Origin of the sequence: Pseudomonas frederiksbergensis (genome assembly GCF_001952935.1) — a bacterium.
Taxonomy (GTDB): domain Bacteria; phylum Pseudomonadota; class Gammaproteobacteria; order Pseudomonadales; family Pseudomonadaceae; genus Aquipseudomonas; species Aquipseudomonas frederiksbergensis.
On sequence record NZ_CP018319.1, the window covers coordinates 5,917,612 to 5,935,409 of the forward strand.

General features: G+C 59.4%; 14 protein-coding genes and 2 pseudogenes. 12 read left to right on the top strand and 4 right to left on the bottom strand.

Going from position 1 to position 17,798, the window contains the following annotated elements; translation table 11 throughout:
• Positions 1–183 precede the first annotated feature (183 nt).
• The 6 genes and pseudogenes from wecB to PFAS1_RS30115 form a co-directional block, all read left to right on the top strand.
• On the top strand, positions 184–1,350 hold the full coding sequence (gene wecB, locus PFAS1_RS27615) for a non-hydrolyzing UDP-N-acetylglucosamine 2-epimerase (RefSeq protein WP_232252297.1): 1,167 nt from the start codon (positions 184–186) through the stop codon (positions 1,348–1,350).
• Positions 1,351–1,386: 36 nt separating this feature from the next.
• Positions 1,387–3,600 (top strand): hypothetical protein, encoded by a 2,214-nt coding sequence (locus tag PFAS1_RS27620; protein ID WP_076031320.1) that lies wholly within the window; start codon positions 1,387–1,389, stop codon positions 3,598–3,600.
• A gap of 12 nt (positions 3,601–3,612) precedes the next feature.
• Positions 3,613–5,727 carry a glycosyl transferase family protein gene (locus tag PFAS1_RS27625; protein ID WP_076031321.1) on the top strand — a complete coding sequence of 705 codons (2,115 nt, stop codon included), beginning with the start codon at positions 3,613–3,615 and terminating at the stop codon, positions 5,725–5,727.
• A complete protein-coding gene (locus PFAS1_RS27630) occupies positions 5,724–8,264 on the top strand; it encodes an NfrA family protein (protein WP_076031322.1) in 2,541 nt (846 codons plus the stop codon). The genes PFAS1_RS27625 and PFAS1_RS27630 overlap by 4 nt, the downstream gene beginning before the upstream one ends.
• 59 nt (positions 8,265–8,323) lie before the next feature.
• A complete protein-coding gene (locus PFAS1_RS27635; protein ID WP_418329264.1) occupies positions 8,324–9,139 on the top strand; it encodes an alpha-amylase family protein in 816 nt (271 codons plus the stop codon).
• 126 nt (positions 9,140–9,265) lie between these two features.
• Positions 9,266–9,416, top strand: a pseudogene (locus tag PFAS1_RS30115) (saccharopine dehydrogenase NADP-binding domain-containing protein); the annotation flags it as partial.
• 319 nt (positions 9,417–9,735) lie between these two features.
• Here the strand turns inward: PFAS1_RS30115 and PFAS1_RS29815 are convergent.
• Entirely contained in the window at positions 9,736–9,885 is a 150-nt protein-coding gene (locus tag PFAS1_RS29815; protein WP_162842858.1) for a hypothetical protein, read from the bottom strand.
• A gap of 63 nt (positions 9,886–9,948) precedes the next feature.
• Positions 9,949–10,176, bottom strand: coding sequence for a PLD nuclease N-terminal domain-containing protein (locus tag PFAS1_RS27640; protein ID WP_076031323.1), 228 nt, complete (start codon positions 10,174–10,176; stop codon positions 9,949–9,951).
• A 169-nt stretch (positions 10,177–10,345) separates the two neighbouring features.
• Here PFAS1_RS27640 and PFAS1_RS30255 point away from each other — a divergent pair, with 169 nt between their 5' ends.
• The 3 genes from PFAS1_RS30255 to PFAS1_RS27655 all read left to right on the top strand — a co-directional run bounded on the left by PFAS1_RS30255 (position 10,346) and on the right by PFAS1_RS27655 (position 12,067).
• Positions 10,346–10,552: a hypothetical protein gene (locus PFAS1_RS30255; RefSeq protein WP_335720570.1), complete on the top strand. Its 207-nt coding sequence runs from the start codon at positions 10,346–10,348 to the stop codon at positions 10,550–10,552.
• A gap of 256 nt (positions 10,553–10,808) precedes the next feature.
• Complete coding sequence (gene dapF / locus PFAS1_RS27650; protein WP_076031324.1) at positions 10,809–11,624, top strand: diaminopimelate epimerase; 816 nt, start codon at positions 10,809–10,811, stop codon at positions 11,622–11,624.
• Between the two features lie 167 nt (positions 11,625–11,791).
• Positions 11,792–12,067 (top strand): hypothetical protein, encoded by a 276-nt coding sequence (locus PFAS1_RS27655; RefSeq protein ID WP_076031325.1) that lies wholly within the window; start codon positions 11,792–11,794, stop codon positions 12,065–12,067.
• Between the two features lie 50 nt (positions 12,068–12,117).
• On the opposite strand, the gene PFAS1_RS27660 is transcribed toward PFAS1_RS27655, so the two are convergent.
• Entirely contained in the window at positions 12,118–12,672 is a 555-nt protein-coding gene (locus tag PFAS1_RS27660; protein WP_076031326.1) for a TetR/AcrR family transcriptional regulator, read from the bottom strand.
• Positions 12,673–12,798: 126 nt separating this feature from the next.
• On the opposite strand from PFAS1_RS27660, the pseudogene PFAS1_RS27665 reads away from it, so the two are divergent.
• Positions 12,799–13,456, top strand: a pseudogene (locus tag PFAS1_RS27665) (DJ-1/PfpI family protein).
• Positions 13,457–13,479: 23 nt separating this feature from the next.
• Entirely contained in the window at positions 13,480–14,016 is a 537-nt protein-coding gene (locus PFAS1_RS27670; RefSeq protein ID WP_076031327.1) for a DUF2867 domain-containing protein, read from the top strand.
• A 75-nt stretch (positions 14,017–14,091) separates the two neighbouring features.
• On the opposite strand, the gene mqo is transcribed toward PFAS1_RS27670, so the two are convergent.
• Positions 14,092–15,738, bottom strand: coding sequence for a malate dehydrogenase (quinone) (gene mqo / locus PFAS1_RS27675; protein WP_076031328.1), 1,647 nt, complete (start codon positions 15,736–15,738; stop codon positions 14,092–14,094).
• A gap of 376 nt (positions 15,739–16,114) precedes the next feature.
• On the opposite strand from mqo, the gene ilvD reads away from it, so the two are divergent.
• Positions 16,115–17,797, top strand: a complete 1,683-nt coding sequence (ilvD, locus tag PFAS1_RS27680) for a dihydroxy-acid dehydratase (protein ID WP_076031329.1) — start codon at positions 16,115–16,117, stop codon at positions 17,795–17,797.
• Position 17,798 lies beyond the last annotated feature (1 nt).

A 17,798-nucleotide genomic window follows, 5' to 3' on the forward strand; every position in this document is an offset into this window, starting at 1 on the left:
ATCAGCACTCACGCTGATCACCCAGCCTCTCCCAACTCCAACTCGCTAGCGGCTCAAGTTTCAACAGAACTTGAGCCGCTGTTGTGCTGCGCACTGAAGCTGCGCAAGGAAGACACCATCATTCACCCTCATTCAAGGCTGAAAATCCTTTCGATCTTCGGTACCCGTCCGGAAGCCATCAAGATGGCGCCGTTGGTCAAGGCCCTTGCTGCAGAACCTGGCATTCATTCGCAGATATGCGTTACCGGCCAACATCAAAGCATGCTTAAACAGGTGCTGGATCTGTTCGACCTCAAGGCCGATTTCACCCTCGATGTCATGACCCCCCATCAGACGCTCAACTCGCTGACGGCGGCGCTTTACGCGGCGATTGATCCGGTTCTGGAAACGATTCGGCCGGACCGGGTGCTGGTGCATGGCGATACCACCTCGGCGATGGTGGCCGCGATGGCTGCGTTTCACCGTCGGATCCCGATCGGTCATGTGGAGGCCGGGTTGCGAACCGGTGATATCTACAGCCCATGGCCGGAAGAAATGAACCGGCGCTGCATCGATATGGGGGCGGACATGCTCTTTGCGCCGACTCACGAATCACGCAAAAACCTGCTCGACGAACGCCTTCAAGGTCGTTCCTTCGTGACCGGCAATACGGTGATCGACGCGTTGCAAATGACGGCGCGGCGCATTGAGCAGGACGCTGAGTTGCGTGCAAGCCTGGACCGGCAATTCCTGTTCCTGAAACCCGGCCGCAAGGTTCTGCTGGTGACCGGGCATCGTCGGGAAAACTTCGGCGAAGGCTTCCTCGATATCTGCAAGGCGCTGAGCCATTTGGCCCGACGGGCTGATATCCAGATCGTTTATCCGGTGCACTTGAATCCCAATGTCATGGGGCCGGTCACCGAGCACCTGGGCGACCTGCCCAACGTGCACCTGATCAAGCCACTTGACTACCTGGCGTTCGTGCGCCTGATGCAACGTGCGCATGTGATCCTCACCGACTCCGGTGGCGTGCAGGAAGAAGCCCCCTCCCTGGGCAAACCCGTGCTGGTCATGCGTGACGTTACCGAACGCCCCGAAGCTGTCGCCGCGGGCACTGTGCGCCTGGTTGGCACCTCGCCCAACTCGATCATCGCTGGCGTCAATGCATTGTTCGATGACGACTTGCTGTGGCGCCGTTGCTCCCAGGCTGCCAACCCTTATGGCGATGGCAAGGCCAGTGCGCGCATCGTCGACGCCCTGATGGGTCGCCCGGTCGATGAATTCGTCGTGACACGGGGGCTTTTGCCCAAGTTCCTGCACTACCCGTCCGGGGTGCCTGTTACCGAAAAATATCACCCGGCCTTCACCTGAACCGCTTCTCCCCTTATCAGCTCGAGATCTACCTGAATGAAGTCTTCCGTTGCCATCCATACGGGTGCGTTCAGCGCCCTTGCCTGTGGCGTGAGTCTGCTCGCACTCATGCCGACCTTTGCTCTGGCCGCGGACAGCCCGCTTACCCAGGCGATCGACCGGCTCAATGCCGACACGCGCCAGGAGCGTGAGGTCCGCTTGAGCGATCTGGGGATCGACGCTCCCATCATCCTCGGTTCGACCGATGCCCGCCGCGAACTGTATCTGCCGGTACCGGCGGGTGTGCCGCTGACGGATGCCACCCTGAATTTCGACGCCAGCTACCTCAATGGCGAAGGCGGCCGCAACACGCTGCTGTTGTCGCTGGACGGTTATCCGGTGCGCGCGCAAGGACTCAGCGAACCCCAGGGCGACGCCAGCGTCACGCTCGGCGTGGATAAGAAAGCGAGAGAAAACGGCTCGTTGCGCCTCGGGGTTGCCTGGTCGTCAATCGTGTCCCGTGTGCTGTGCGAAGACGAACGCGCCATCGGCAACGTGTTGCGCATCGAACCGGACACCCGCCTCACTTACAGCTACGACGCCAGCCAGTTGCAGGACGTCGGTGCCGCCTGGACGGCATTGCCCGGCAAGCCGGGGATCATGGTCGCACCGGGCACCTTGTCCGCCGAAAGCTACGACGCGGCCTGGCGCCTGGGTGTGGCACTGGAACGGATCGGCAAACACAGCCGCATCCTGCCCTTCCCCGCCGTGCAGGACAGCGTTGACCTGACCGGCCTGCGCATTCCGGCCGAACTGCAAATGATTCCAGCCTTCGCCAGCCTCAACGTCAAAGGCCCGCACGTTCTGGCGAACCCGGCAGAAATCGGCGCCCTGTTGATGTTGGGACAGACGCCGAACGTCCAGGCGGATCTGGCCGTCAACGATCCGCAACTGCTCAAAGCCGTCAACGAATCGCTAGACGCGTTGCAGAGCCAGGTTCAAGGCCTGGACGCAACGGCAGCCAGCGCCTTTACGCAATGGCGTGAGCGGCATATCAACGCAGGCCTGGCCGCCACCGGCACTGACAACGTGCGCCTCGCATTGCTGGGCACCCGCCCGGTGCTGATGATCGCGCCACAAGCGACCGGCAAGGCACTGGCCTTGTTCAGTTCAGCCTGGAACACACTGGCACGCAGCCGCCAATTGACCGTCAGCGAAGCACAAATGCCCTTGAGCGCCGACGGCCGCGTGGCCTTGTCGCGCCTGGGTGGAAACGCCGGCGCCATTGACGTGCTGGCCAAATCCGACTGGAGCACCTCGTTCCCGCTGGGCAGCGTCGCCTACGACGGTCGTTTGCCGGTGAAGGCCGTGATCGATGTGTCTGCCGCCCCTGGCGCCTCGGATACCGCGCCGGTGGCCTCGCTGTTTCTCAACGATTACCTGATCGGCGCGCAACAGCTGGTGGCCGACGGTGAGAAGCAACGCATCGAAGCGCGAATCCCGCGGTACGCCCTGGGTTCGAAAAACGTGCTGCGCGTCTCTTTCCAGCGTCAGCCGGTCAGCGACCGTTGCCTGGAAACACCACAGGCCTTCCCGGTCTCAGTGCTGCCGACCAGCCACATCGTGCTGGAAAAAACCGCGTTGGATGATGACTTCTCCGGCATGGCTGCGCGCTTTGCCATGGACGCGCAAATCCTCGTGCCGCAGGCCTACCTTGAGCAACCGGCGAGCAGTTTGCCGCAAGTGATTTCGGTCGCTGATGCCGCCGGTGTTTCGCCGCTGCGGGCGCACCTGAACGTCAGCGCCGACTCCAAGGTTTCGGCCACGCCGGACAAAGCTTTCCTGGCGTTCGAGCTGCCGATCAAGGACAGCAAAGAGTCGGTGCAGGTCGATGAGCAGGGTCGCCTGCGCATCAATCACAAGGATCAGGTGCTGCTGGACGTACATCCCCTCAATCATCTGGCCTCGCTGCAAGTGGTGGATGCCGGCGGCCAACACGGTCTGGTCTATCACGCCCTGGGCAACGACGCGCCTCGCTTCGCCAGGCAGATTCTGCTGACCCGCGGCGACGTGGCCATCCTCGGTGATAACGGCGTGCTGTCCACCTTCGATGCCAAGGATCCAAGTGGCAGCCAACTGATCGACAACGACGAACCCAAGAGCCTGGACGCCTGGCGCACGCCGTCGCTGTTGTGGCTGATTCCGGGTGGAATCCTGTTGGTCCTCATCCTGATGCTGGCTGGCCGTAACGCCCGTCGCAATCGCCAGTAACGGAAGCCTTCGATGACGTCGCTCTATTGGCCCTATTGGCTGGCCCACTACTACAGCTTCCTGGAGATCTCGACCATCGTGGTCGCGGTGCTGATCCTGATTTCCAGCCTGGACGACCTGTTTATTGACCTGTGGTACTGGTCTCGCCGCCTGTTTCGCAAGTTCACTGCGGACCGCAGATACCGGCCGCTGACCGCCGAACAGTTGATGGCCCGGGATGAACAGCCTCTGGCAATCATGGTCCCGGCCTGGCTGGAATATGACGTCATCGCCCCGATGATCGAAAACATGGTCTCGACCCTCGATTACCAGAACTATGTGGTTTTCGTCGGCACCTACATCAACGACCAGCGCACCATCGATGAAGTGGAACGCATGCGTCGGCGTTACAAGCAGCTGCATCGCGTGGAAGTCCCGCATGCCGGGCCAACCTGCAAGGCCGACTGCCTGAACTGGGTGATCCAGGCCATCTTCCTGCACGAAAAAACCCACGGCATGACCTTCGCTGGCGTCGTGTTGCACGACAGCGAGGACGTGCTGCACCCGCTGGAGTTGCGCCTGTTCAACTACTTGCTGCCGCGCAAGGACATGATCCAGTTGCCCGTGGTTTCGCTGGAGCGCAACTGGTACGAATGGGTGGCCGGCACTTACATGGACGAATTCGCCGAATGGCATGGCAAGGATCTGGTGGTGCGTGAAAGCATGACCGACACGGTGCCATCGGCCGGAGTCGGTACCTGTTTCTCCCATCGTGCCTTGCGAGTACTGGCCGGGGAAACCCAGAACCAGCCGTTCAACACGGACAGCCTCACCGAGGACTATGACGTCGGCGCACGCCTGGCCAACGTGGGCATGAACGCAATCTTCGTACGCTTCCCGGTGCAGTTTCGCGTGCTGCGCAAATCATGGTTTCGCAAGCCTTACGAATCGACCCTGAAGATGCCGTTGTGCGTTCGCGAATTCTTTCCCGACACCTTTCGCACTGCGTTTCGCCAGAAAGCCCGCTGGACACTGGGCATTGGCCTGCAAGGCTGGGAGCAAATGGGCTGGAGCGGCTCACTGGCCAATCGATACCTGCTGTTCCGTGACCGCAAAGGCATAGTGACGGCGTTCGTCAGCATCATCGCCTACGTGATTCTCTTGCAGTTGCTGGGCCTGATTATCCTGCGCCAGAGTGGCCTGTGGGATGTGAGCTTCCCGACCCCGTTTGAAACCAGTGGCGTGATCAAATACTTGCTGCTGGCCAACGGTATCGCGCTGGCCTGGCGTATCGCGCACCGCTGCTATTTCACCACCGTGCTGTACGGCTGGCAGCATGGTTTGCTGTCCATTCCGCGGATGGTCGTGGGCAACTTCGTCAACTTCATGGCCGCCTCACGGGCCTGGCGCATGTTCCTGGTCGGCAAGGTGCTGAACCGCAAGCTGGTGTGGGACAAAACCATGCACGACTTTCCGTCCACCGACCTGGTTGCTTTCGCACCGCGCAAGTTGGGCAGCGTATTGCTGTCCTGGCAGGCGATCAACGAAACCGACCTGCAAAGCGCCCTCGCCGAACAGAAAACCCGGCACATGCCATTGGGGCGGATATTGCTCAGTAACGGCTGGCTGGATGACGAGACACTGGCTGAAGCCATTGCCTTTCAGAACGACTTGCCGCGCGTGTTCAATGTGGCGGCCATGGCTCAGGATTCCACCCAGGCCCTGGACGATGAATTCGCCCTGCGCTGGCGCGTAGTGCCGCTTGGTTTGAATGCCGACGGCCGAGCGCAAGTCGCGGTGGCCAGTCCACTGACAGCTGAAGGCCTGCAACAGATCAGCGATGAACTGGGCACCGAACCGCTACAGCTGATCGCCCGGGAAAGCGAAATCGTCGCGCAGTTGCGTCAACAGAACGTGCGTGAAGGCCAATCGGTGCCGGATGCGCGAGCGCCACTGTTGGGTGACCTGCTGATCGAAATGGGGCTACTGGATCGCGACGTGTTCAGTCGCGCCATGTTGCAGTACCGCCCACAGCATCACGGACGCATCGGCGACTATCTGGTCGACAGCGGCGTGTTGCCCCGCACCACCATCGAAAAGGCCGTGGCCCGTCAGCACAGCCACTACCCTGAGGAACTTCCGGCATGAACCGTCCCTTCCTGACCCTCATGGCCACGGGACTGTGCCTGTTACCCGCCGTTGCGCCTGCCGAGACGCTGCCATTGCCGTTGACCGGCCCGGCCTATGTCACGGCCAACGAGGCCTATAGCGCTTACGAACGCAAAGACTACGACCTGGCCATTGCCAAGGCCCGCGAGGCACTGCGTCAACGGGCCGATATCACCCGTTTGAACACGCTGATTACCTTGGCGCAGCGCGACAAGGATCTGCGTGATCATCCCAAACGCTACCCACAGTCGCGCCAAGCCCCGGGCTTCGGCGCCGCGGCAAAGGCATTCAAGGCCTATGATCGCGATGACTTCGGCGCGGCTGCCCAGGCGGCACGCACCGCTGTCGCCCAGGCGCCGAAACGCATGGATTATCGGCTGCTGCTAATCGAGTCCTTGCAGCGTCAACAGCATCTGCAAGAAGCGGATCAGGCCACCACCCAGGCACTGGCGATGTTCCCGGACGACGAGACTTTGCTGCTGCGTCGTGAAGCGATTCGTCGTCAACTGGCGGCGCCGCTGGCGGTACAGGGGTATCACGCCCTGGAGCAAGGCAATGTGACCTTGGCCGTTGACCAGGCCAGGAAAGCCGTCGCCTGGGCGCCCGAGATCAGCGCCAATCAGCAACTGCTGATCAGTGCGCTGCTGGCTGGCAAGGATTACCGCGGCGCCGAACAGGCTGCGTCTGCAGCATTGGCACAGGACGATAGGGACGCTGCGCCGTGGATTTTGCGCAGCTACGCCCTCGATCGCCAGGGCAAAACCCGGTTAGCCCAGGCTGACCTGAATCACGTGCTGGCCGTCGATGGCCTGCCGAAAGCGGAAACCCGCCACATTCGGTTTTTCGCCGCCGACACCGCGTTGGCCCATGGCGAGCCGCAGCAGGCGCTCGATCATTTGCAGCCACTGACCGACGATGACAGCGGCGAACTGGCCCGCCGACGGACTGCCGCGCGAGTGGCGTTGCGGCAGAAAAACAACGGTTTGAACGCTGTCGCCCTCTTTCCGGCACCCGCATTGAACTGTCAGGAAAGTGCCTTCGGCCTGGTCTGCAATATCTGGCCAGGCAACCGGCGCGACGGGGGAACCGACATGGCCTCCCAGGCCTACGCGGCCTTGGCCCGCAAGGATTCCGGGACGGCAGTTGCCCTGGCCCAGGTAGCCATTGATCGCGCACCGAACAATCCGGCCTACCGACGTTTGTTGGTCAGCGCCCTGAGTGAGCAGAAACGTCTCCCCGACGCCATTACGGCAGCCAACGACGGCCTCAAGTTCAATGCCGATGACGCGCAACTGTTGGCCCAGCGTGGTCGTCTGCGTCAGCAATCGGGGGACGATGCCGGGGCTCGCAAGGACTTTACCCAGGCCTTGGCACTGGGCAGCTTGCCCGCTTATGAGGAGGCCAGCCTGTATGCGGCGATCGGTCAGCGCCGAACTGCGCGCGAGCGATTGCAGCAAGCACGGGCAACGGGCGAACTGGAACCGATGAGCGACCTGCAGATCGCCTACCTGTCCGTCCAGGCGGGTGATGACGACGGCGCCCACACGTCATTCCGCAACGCCGATGCCAATAACCGGCTCACGCCGAAGGCAACGCAGGACGCGGCGTATACCGCAATGCGGGTCAATGACGACGAGCAAGCCGTCAGCTATTTCAAGCGCGTCATCGACGCACAAGCCTCCGGCGAACGGGACATGTCCGCGCAGCAGTTGTTCGATACCCGCCGCGCAGTGGCCGATGTTTCGCGCACCTGGGGCTTGACCAGCACCACCAGTTATCGCGGCAACAATTCCAGCAGTGGCCTGAGTTCAGCCCCCAGCGGCGCCAGTAGCAATGACAGCTTGCAGAACAGCACTGAACTGTCCTGGCGCCCCTTGGGTTATCGCAACGCCCGTTTCGTCGAACTCTACGGACGCGTCACCGACACGCTGTGGAGCAAGAACGGCGACTCGGATACTGGTTTCGATGCGCTGCAAGGCGCTGTCGGCATACGGGTCAAACCGTTCACCTCGCTGAATGTGATGGCCGCGGTCGAACGCACGTTCCCGTTGGGATCGTCGGACATTGACGGTGATTGGCTGGTGCGCCTGGGCTACGGTTCAAGTATCGGCACCGATCTGCGGGTCGATGCCTCCAGTTGGTGGACCTCGCAGTTGTTCGCCGAGGCCGGGCACTACATCAACGACTCGCGAGACTATTTCAACAGCGAATGGCAGGTGGGTCGCAGCTACGCTATTGGTGGCGCAGGCTCGCGCTGGGTGAGTTTCCCGCATGTCGTGGCGGCGTTCGACTACGATTCCAAAATGAACAGCGGGACCGATGCCGATGGCAGCACCGACTCATCATCCGGCAAGGCCGGTGGCGTGGGTGTCGGTAATAACGTTCGCTACTGGTTCCGCGAGGATGCCTACAACGCTCCCCGCTCCTACGTGGATTTTTCCTTGCAGTATCGCGTGAAGGTGCTGGGTGACGATCGCGCTCAAGGCGTGTTCGGGCGCCTGACTTATTCCTATTGAAAGGCACTGCCGTGAAAGTCTTTAACTACAACGTCAGTCGCGCGGCTGTTGCTGCGCTCCTGTTTGCCGTCACGCTTGCCGCAACGACCGGCGTGCTCTACGTGACGCGCACCCAGGCTGTCGAACCGGGGATTGTCGGCATCGTCTGGCAGCCGGACAACCAGACCGTCGGCATCAGCGGGCACTGGGAAAAACTCGGGGCTCGTGAGTTGCTGGTGCAGTGGACTGTGGTCGACGATCAGGCCTTCATTCCCGGTACCGGCTTGCCCGGCGTGCCGGTGCTACCCGACTGGGCGCGCATCGCCAAGGCGCCCTGGGCGCAGGATGTCATCCTTGGGCTGGCGGGTTATTTCAGCGAAAACCGTTCACGGGACAACATCGAGCAACTGGCTGCTGTCTCGGAACGCATCGCCAAACTGCCCACGCCGTTAAACGTCACCGGCTGGTATTTCCCCGTCGAAGTCGACCCGAGCTGGACCCGTGCCAAAGAGCTGCCCGCCCTGCTGGCCAAATTACCGCGACCGTTATGGATCAGTGTTTATGACGGCGCCAATATCGGCCCTGCCGCCACGGCCGAATGGCTCAAACGCTGGCTGCCGGATGACATCGGCGTGTTCTTCCAGGACGGCGTCGGTGTCTACGCCCGCAGCGCGCCGGTCGCCAGAACCTACGCCGACGCCTTGCGCCAGCGTCTGGGTGAAAAACGTGTGCGCATCATCGTCGAAGCCTTTCGCCCGAGTTTCGGTGGCGGATTCCGCTCCGCGACGGCCGCCGAGCTCAAGACCCAATTGGCGGCCTATGACGGTTATCCGCTCTACCTGTTCGACGGACCGCACTACGTGACCCCTGAGTTGGTGGAGCAACTGGTGCGCTAAACCCATCGCCTCAATGGCACCGAAACATCCAGAAATTGTCGCACTTTAAACAGCGCTACATTTCTCGCGCAAAGATTGAATGCGGAGATTTAATCATGAGCACAACACAGCGACCAAGCCTATGACCTTGGAGTGAAAGTCATTCATATCGCCGAATACGATTCTCAGTGTGCTGATCGCCGTAAAGAAATCGGAGAGTTCGTAAACACATGGTCAGTGGAAGGCTTCATCCCCGGAGGCCTGCCAGCCCGCTGAACTTGGCTGGGGCAGCCATGAGTTTCCGGAGCACAGCATTCAGCCGGACGACCCTTGGCAATTCCGCAATTTTCGAGCCGGCTGGTGAATGCATGAAAGAACTTCAAGATCGATTTCGACGATGAAGGGTCGGTCATGGATCTCATTTTTCCTGGCACTTCAGCGGGTGTCCCTTACCCGGAATAGAAATGTCAGAGGCACGCGAATTGTTCCTGGCGCGTGATCTGGAGCGCTACCACCTCGATAGGGATAATCGCCTGAAGCCGTCATCGCCCCGGTAGGCAATAGATCCCGCTGCTCCAAATCGTATTTGAACGTCTCTCCTTCATCGTCCTCGGGCATTACTTGCTCTGTTCAGCCTTACCTTCTTGCATCTGCACCGATGATTTGGTGCCGTCGGTATTTTGCTTGGTTGTATTTTTTGAGCTATCGAAGCAACCCTGCAGCAGAAACAGGCTGCCGAGGGTAAGGCACACGTATAGTTTTTTCATGGCTGTCTCCTGCTTTGGTAAATCTCAAAAAACCTTCAACGCTGTCGACAAACGGACAAGATTTTATCCTTTGCTGTGTTCCTGCGAGGTTGGCCCCTCCTTGATTCCGCGCGGCCCTGCAACACCCCAAACGATCAATCCAATCACCGGAAAGACGATGAGGCCGATAGCCCAAGCCGCTTTCACCCCCACCGTTTTGTCGCTGCGAAACACGCTGATGATGGCCCAAAGGTCAACGAGCAGAATGAACACCGCGACAGCGATTGAAAAATAGCTGGTAGCTTCAGACATGATTTGGCCCTCCTGCGATTACTACTGATTAGGTCTCAGCCGAAGACAGGGGTTCAACCCAGGTTTTGCCACGAAAGGGATGTCACTTGACGCTTCAGACCGTTAGGTGGGACAACGTGCGTGGCCCAGATGCAAGCGTCGGGTTCAACAGGAATCAAGGAAGACTCATTTGAAAACCCTACTGTGTTTGCTGATCGCCAGCGGCGTCGGCACCGCGCTGCAATATGCCGGTGTCCCCCATGACCTGTTGCTCGGCTCAATACTCGCCACTGCGTTGATCGCCAGTAACCGTCCTGACCCATCACCTGGTGCGCATGGTCGTGCTGCACTTTGCGCCGGCGTTGGCGTGAAGACGTTTAATCGCCGGAAGGACTAAGCCGGAGAGATCGTGGCCAGGGCACCAATCAGAATGGTCAACACCAGAAATCCACCCAGGAAAATCGCCATCTTGCCCATTGGGCCTCCTACATTATGAGTTTGCGGTGCAGCGGTCGCCGCGAGTGCGGAGCGTGCCGTTATTGTGAGGCGGCGGCTGTGTGCGTTACAGATGCAGATATCGCAGGAAAATACGGATCAGAACACCGAGTTGGGGCTGGATCGCCTTTAAACATCAATTGCGCCAGGATCTTTGTATGCCGCTGAGTTTTCAAAAAATGCACGCTAATGGCGATGACTTCGTTGTAGTGGACTCACGAAACGTGGCCAACCCAATGACAAGTGCCCTCGCTCGGCGAATGGGTGATCGCAACCGAGGCGTCGGATTCAATCAACTTGCGGTGGTGCTCGATTGCGATGATGCCGATGCGCGTTTGATGTTTTGGAATGCAGATGGCTCCGCACTGGATGTTTGTGGCAGTGCAACAAGGGGCGCCGCGCATATGCTGATGCGCGAATCGAACAGCACTTCGATAGCGCTCCGAACCAACCGTGGTCTACTCACTTGCGAACGAACTTCAACCGGCGCAATTTCCGTCAACATGGGAGAGCCGCTTTTCGGCTGGTCGGATATTCCCCTGGCTCTGGAACTGGACACTGCTGTTTTGCCACTTACCGGTGACCCAACAGCTTGCAGCATGGGAAATCCGCACTGCACCTATTTCGTGGAGGATCTAACAGCCATCGATATAGCGACCATCGGCCCGACAATTGAAACCAACCCCCTGTTTCCACTCAGGACGAACGTGCATTTCGTCCAGATCATCGACCGAAAACATATTCGGTTGCGCATTTGGGAGCGCTGGGGTGGCATTCCGCTCGGTTCAGGTTCCTGCTCTTGTGGTGCCGCTGTTAACGGAATTCGTCGTGGCTTGTTAGATAACTCCGTTGAGGTTGAATGTGATGGCGGAACCGTAACGGTTCAATGGGATGGCGTGGGACCTGTGTTTCTCATCGGACCGGTCGAGACGACTTTTTCGGGAGTATTCATGGATGGTTTGCACTTTTTATAGTTGCTTTATCGTGATTCGGAGGAGCTGATCATGACAACTGAAAGCGCTGCTTTGGCCATTTCTGGAACTACGAACTCAAAAAACGCCACCGCTTGTCAGTTTCCCAGCACCTTCCTCCTCCCGTTTTTTCCAACGCTGTACAACCCCTCACACGGCAGGCTCATCTGATGAACAGGACAATTGCTGCACTCACCATCGCGGGCCTGTTCGCCTGCCCGCTTTTCGCACTTGCGACCGAAAAGGTCACTGAAGATGCTGCTGTGCCACCTGCCGCGCTTCCCGGAATCAATCAGACCCAGGGCACTGAATCCAAAGAGGAAAAGGCCGACAAAAAAGGTGAGGAAGCTTCGGGTTCAAACTCCGGTGCCGACCCGGAAGCGATGGAAAAAGATGCAGCCACCTCTAGCGATTCGGAGGACGTTGAGCAAAAACCAACGCAGTAGCGTTAAGACGGATGCGAAGTCTCCATTAATCGCCATTGTTATAGCGCGCGTCAGGCCCGCCACGGTGGAAGAGCCCCTTCGAAAAGAGAAAAGGCTCGGTGCATGAAACTGTTGAAGCGAGCGGCATCGCGCCGCAGCCCTGCCTGTTGACCACCAATCAGGCACATATGGGCCACAAGCCCGATCACTTCTGCTTCGCCTGGCAGATGGACCAAGCGGCGGCAAGTTCGTATCGCGAAGTCCAGACGTCTAGTATCCACACGCTGCTGAAACTCGCCTACCAACGGATCGTGCAGCGACCAGGCTCGGATGGCAACTTCCCGCCCAGGTTGTTTCTCAGCGGCAATACTCAAGTAGCGCTTCAAGGTTTCGCCCGCGCTACGACCCTGCGCCGCATAAGCGAGCATGCGCTCCGTGTAGTCTTCTTCCCAAGCGGCCAGCAAGGTGCGGACAAAGTCTTCGCGATTGCGGAAATGGTGATAGAACGATCCGCGGGTCACATTCAATCGGCGCGATAGGCTCTCGGCCGAAACGCCAACATGCCCTATTTGGTCGAGGGCCTCAAAACCAGCCGCGATCCAATGGTTACGAGTTAGTGTGCTCACCAGTTTTTTCGCTCCATATTTAGCGCCATACAGACTGTGTATGGTGCGCAACCGATTGATACGCTGCGAACACCAGCAAAGATGGCCGTTGCGTTTTGCACGCCAGCACTTTTCATGGAGCTCGCCTTGAAAAAAAACGTTCTGGTTGCTTTCGACCAATTCACTGATATCGACCTGTTCCTGATGTGGGACATCTTAGGCCGTAACACTGAGGACTGGCACGTCCGAATATTGGGTTCCAGCGCTATCGTGCGATCGGCGCACGGCTTGCCTGTTTCGGTGCACGGTCCGCTTTCCGAGGCCAATAGTGCTGACGCGGTATTGTTCGTCAGCGGCAAGGAAGGGATACCCGCTGCACTTGCCGCCCCGGATTTCCTGCCGTCGTTTGAACTTGACTCCAGGCGCCAGCGAATCGGCTCCATATGCGCCGGAGCGTTCATTCTCGAGCGGCTTGGACTGCTCAACGGCCAAGCCACTACACACCCGGATGCACGATCGGGATTACAAGCTCTGGGACTTGAGTCCGTGAATCAGCCTCTTGTATGCCAGGGAAACGTTGCAACCGCTGGCGGATGCCTTTCGGCGCTCTATCTGGTGGGATGGCTGGTTGAATCCTGGTTCGATGTCGACAAGCGCCGGGCGACGTTGCTCCCTGTTCTGCCAACTGGGCAGCAAGCGCTCTATGATGCTTTGATCGGACTCAGTATCCGACAAGGAGAAGTTGGCACCTCGTGCCGGACAGCCTAAGCAGGAAACGCGACATGGCATGTCGTCCAATCAGTAGTTGGAACTCAGGAGAGATCACCGATGCCCCGAGAATTTGAGCTCATTAAGTCCGTGCCAGTCCCCTCGAGGTCCGGCATTACCCACCTTTACAAGTCGATGAACCTGGCGGACGCTTTTGCGATTCGGCTGCCTGCGGGTACATCCGGCAATCCAGATTTGCTTGCTCGATTCATCCTTTCCCACCAGCCATCCTGGATCGGATGGCTCATGAAAGTCCGGGACACTATCGTTGCCTGTTTTGGTCTCAAGACAGCCAGACAGTTGGCATCACTTGCCAATCGGGTTGGAATCTTCAAGGTCTACAGCGCGAACCAGACTGAAATCGTGTTGGGAGAGGATGACAAACACCTCGACTTCCGGATATCGATCCTGTGTTCTGGAGAGACAGAGCCAGAAGGCAGTCGCCAGCTCGTTTTCTCAACCGTGGTCCACTGCCACAACCGCTTAGGCCGGGCCTACATCTTTGTTATTGCCCCCTTTCACCGCATGGTTGTTAAGGCCAGTCTCCTTCGTGCAGCGCGCATTGGTTGGCCACTGGCTACCTGCCCCCAAGGCTGAGAGCGCTGACCCATCACGCACAAAAAAGCCCACTGACCGTCACCGGTTCAGTGGGCTTTTCGATTACGCCTCTAGTTACAGAGCCATATCCGTCGCAGCATTAGCCTTTGGAGCCTTGGCCGGAGCAGCCGGAGCAGCCGCCGGAGCCGCAACCTGACCAATCGCCGGTGGCGGAGTCAGCTCCAGCACCTTGGAGGTGTAAGCCCACTCTTCAGCCACTTTCGCAGGGTTGCCATTCAACTGAGTGCCATAGCTCGGCACGATCTGGTGCAGCTTTTCCTGCCAGGCAGGCGATGCAACCTTGTCCTTGAACACCTTCTGCAGCACGGTCAGCATGATCGGTGCGGCAGTCGAAGCACCCGGCGATGCGCCCAGCAGGCCTGCGATGGTGCCGTCTTGCGAGGCAACGATCTCGGTACCCAGCTTCAGCACGCCACCGGCGGCTTCATCACGCTTGATGATCTGCACGCGTTGGCCGGCTTGCCACAGGCGCCAGTCTTCGGCTTTGGCGTTCGGGAAGTATTCTTTCAGGGCGTTGAGGCGGTCTTCATCAGACAGCATCAGTTGGCCAGCAAGGTACTCGACCAGCGGGTATTCCTTGATGCCGACCTTGGTCATTGGCCACACGTTGTGCGTGGTGGTAGTGGTCAGCAGGTCCAGGTACGAGCCTTCTTTGAGGAACTTGGTGCTGAAAGTCGCAAATGGGCCAAACAGGATGACGCGCTTGCCGTCCAGGACACGGGTGTCCAGGTGCGGAACCGACATTGGCGGTGCGCCAACGGAGGCTTTGCCGTAGGCCTTGGCCAGGTGTTGCTCGGCCAGGGTCGGGTTCTCGGTCACGAGGAACGAACCGCCTACCGGGAAGCCTGCGTATTCCTTGGCTTCAGGAATGCCGGACTTCTGCAGCAGGTGCAGTGCACCGCCGCCCGCGCCGATGAACACGAACTTGGCGTCGGTTTCGGTTTTGCTGCCGTCTTTGAGGTTTTTGTAGCTGACGCGCCAGGTGCCGTCTTCGTTCTTGGTGATGTCTTGCACTTCGCTAGACAGTTTCAAGTCGAATTTCGGCGTGGTTTGCAGGTGCGCAACGAACTGGCGGGTGATCTCGCCGAAGTTGACGTCGGTCCCGATAGGAGACCAGGTGGCCGCGACTTTCTGGTTCGGGTCGCGCCCTTCCATCATCAGCGGAACCCACTTCTTGATCACAGCCGGGTCTTCGGAGTACTGCATGCCGGCGAACAGCGGGCTCGCTTGCAGGGCTTCGTAGCGCTTCTTCAGGAACTTGATGTTGTCATCGCCCCACACGAAGCTCATGTGCGGCGTGGAGTTGATGAACGAACGCGGGTTCTTCAGCACGCCTTGCTGAACCTGCCAGGCCCAGAACTGACGGGAGATCTGGAAGGCTTCGTTGATTTCAACGGCTTTCGGGATCTGAACGTTGCCTTTATCGTCTTCCGGGGTGTAGTTCAACTCGGCCAGGGCGGAGTGACCGGTACCGGCGTTGTTCCAGCCATTGGAGCTTTCCAGGGCGACGCCGTCGAGGCGCTCGATCATTTCCATCGAAGTGCCAGGTTCCAGCTCATTGAGCCAGACACCGAGGGTCGCGCTCATGATGCCGCCGCCAATGAGCAGCACATCGACTTTCTTTGCCTCTTCCGCGTGAACGGACGTGATCCCCATCGACAAAGCCAGCCCCAGCAGGGCCGTGTTCATTTTTTTAAACATGTGTAGCACCTATGATAAAACGCCATCCGCCCTTCCATCCCCATGCTTGAGGCCCCGGTTCACGGCATGCAGGCAGCATGCAGTGGGTTGCGCTCGCACAAGGATTGGAGGGTGGGCACACAAGGCCGACGTGTCTCCATCGACCTCAGTTTATATGTCCCTACTGAACTGACTTCTTATCGTTATTGGCTTCAGCTACTTGAGCGACAGTGATTCTGTTGGCGCGTCTCAAGGACACGCAAACTGAATAGGTCAAAGCAAGTTGGGGCGAAGAATATCACGACACGGCAAACCCGCGCGTCTGTTCCCGACTTGATAGTCCGTCTCGGCCACTATACTCATCGTGCTTTTCTCGATGAGCCGGTGAGGAGATGTCATGAGCGACAAGGTTGATCTGCGCAAATATTCCTCCCAAGTGGTCGACGGCGTAGAACGCGCGCCCGGCCGCTCGATGCTGCGGGCCGTGGGTTTTACGGACGAAGACTTCAAGAAACCGCAGATCGGCATCGCCTCGACCTGGGCGATGGTCACGCCCTGCAACATGCACATCGACAAGCTGGCCATTGAAGCCGAAAAAGGCGCGAATGCCGCTGGGGCCAAGGGCGTCATTTTCAACACCATCACCATTTCCGACGGCATCGCCAACGGCACCGAAGGCATGAAATATTCGCTGGTATCGCGTGAAGTGATCGCCGATTCCATTGAAGTCGTGGCCGGCTGCGAAGGCTTTGACGGCCTGGTCACCGTGGGCGGATGTGACAAGAACATGCCGGGGTGCCTGATCGGTATGGCGCGGCTGAATCGCCCTTCCATCTTCGTCTATGGCGGCACCATCCGGCCGGGCGCGGGCCACACCGATATCATTTCCGTGTTCGAGGCCGTGGGTCAGCACGCGCGGGGCGATATCAGCGAGATTCAAGTCAAGCACATCGAGGAAGTGGCGATTCCGGGCCCCGGCTCCTGCGGCGGCATGTACACCGCCAACACCATGGCGTCCGCGATTGAGGCACTGGGCATGAGCCTGCCCGGTTCCAGCTCTCAGGACGCCGTTGGCAGCGACAAGGCGTCGGACAGTTTCCGCGCTGGCCAGCAGGTCATGGAACTGCTCAAGCGAGACATCAAACCGCGCGACATCATGACCCGCAAGGCGTTTGAAAATGCCATTCGAGTGGTGATCGCCCTCGCCGGCTCGACCAATGCCGTGCTGCACCTTCTGGCGATGGCGCATGCCGTGGATGTCGAGCTGACGCTGGATGATTTCGTCGAGCTGGGCAAGGTCTCCCCGGTGGTGGCCGACCTGCGTCCCAGCGGCCAATACATGATGAGCGAACTGGTGGCCATCGGCGGCATCCAGCCGCTGATGAAGCGTATGCTCGCCGCCGGCATGCTGCATGGCGATGCGCTGACAGTCACCGGCAAAACCTTGGCCGAAAACCTGGAAAACGTGCCCGACTACCCCGCAGGCCAGGACGTGATCCTGCCCTTCGACCAACCGATCAAAAAAGACTCCCATTTGGTGGTGTTGCGCGGCAACCTTTCGCCAACCGGCGCCGTGGCCAAGATCACCGGCAAGGAAGGCCTGCGCTTTGAAGGCACGGCGCGGGTCTATCACGGTGAGGAAGGTGCGCTGGCCGGCATCCTCAACGGCGAAGTCAAGGCCGGCGATGTGATCGTGATCCGCTACGAAGGCCCCAAGGGCGGGCCCGGCATGCGCGAAATGCTTTCGCCGACGTCAGCGGTCATGGGCAAGGGACTGGGCAAGGACGTTGCGCTCATCACCGACGGTCGTTTCTCCGGCGGTTCACACGGGTTCGTGGTGGGCCATATCACGCCCGAAGCCTTTGACGGCGGGCCGATCGCGCTGATTGAAGACGGCGACAAGATCACCATCGACGCCGAAACACGGCAGATTACGGTCGATGTTTCAGACGCCGAACTGGCCGAGCGCAAAACCCGCTGGGTGCGCCCGGAACCCAAGTACAAACGCGGTGTGCTGGCCAAATACGCGAAGACCGTGTCCAGCGCCTCGGAAGGCGCCGTAACGGACAAATACCTCTAGG

What these genes read in the sequence shown, in the direction of transcription:
- wecB (WP_232252297.1), top strand. Translation starts at nt 184, where the DNA reads ATGGCGCCGTTGGTCAAGGCCCTTGCTGCAGAACCTGGCATTCATTCG.
- PFAS1_RS27620 (WP_076031320.1), top strand. Translation starts at nt 1,387, where the DNA reads ATGAAGTCTTCCGTTGCCATCCATACGGGTGCGTTCAGCGCCCTTGCC.
- PFAS1_RS27625 (WP_076031321.1), top strand. Translation starts at nt 3,613, where the DNA reads ATGACGTCGCTCTATTGGCCCTATTGGCTGGCCCACTACTACAGCTTC.
- PFAS1_RS27630 (WP_076031322.1), top strand. Translation starts at nt 5,724, where the DNA reads ATGAACCGTCCCTTCCTGACCCTCATGGCCACGGGACTGTGCCTGTTA.
- PFAS1_RS29815 (WP_162842858.1), bottom strand. Translation starts at nt 9,885, where the DNA reads ATGAAAAAACTATACGTGTGCCTTACCCTCGGCAGCCTGTTTCTGCTG.
- PFAS1_RS27640 (WP_076031323.1), bottom strand. Translation starts at nt 10,176, where the DNA reads ATGTCTGAAGCTACCAGCTATTTTTCAATCGCTGTCGCGGTGTTCATT.
- dapF (WP_076031324.1), top strand. Translation starts at nt 10,809, where the DNA reads ATGCCGCTGAGTTTTCAAAAAATGCACGCTAATGGCGATGACTTCGTT.
- PFAS1_RS27655 (WP_076031325.1), top strand. Translation starts at nt 11,792, where the DNA reads ATGAACAGGACAATTGCTGCACTCACCATCGCGGGCCTGTTCGCCTGC.
- PFAS1_RS27670 (WP_076031327.1), top strand. Translation starts at nt 13,480, where the DNA reads ATGCCCCGAGAATTTGAGCTCATTAAGTCCGTGCCAGTCCCCTCGAGG.
- mqo (WP_076031328.1), bottom strand. Translation starts at nt 15,738, where the DNA reads ATGTTTAAAAAAATGAACACGGCCCTGCTGGGGCTGGCTTTGTCGATG.
- ilvD (WP_076031329.1), top strand. Translation starts at nt 16,115, where the DNA reads ATGAGCGACAAGGTTGATCTGCGCAAATATTCCTCCCAAGTGGTCGAC.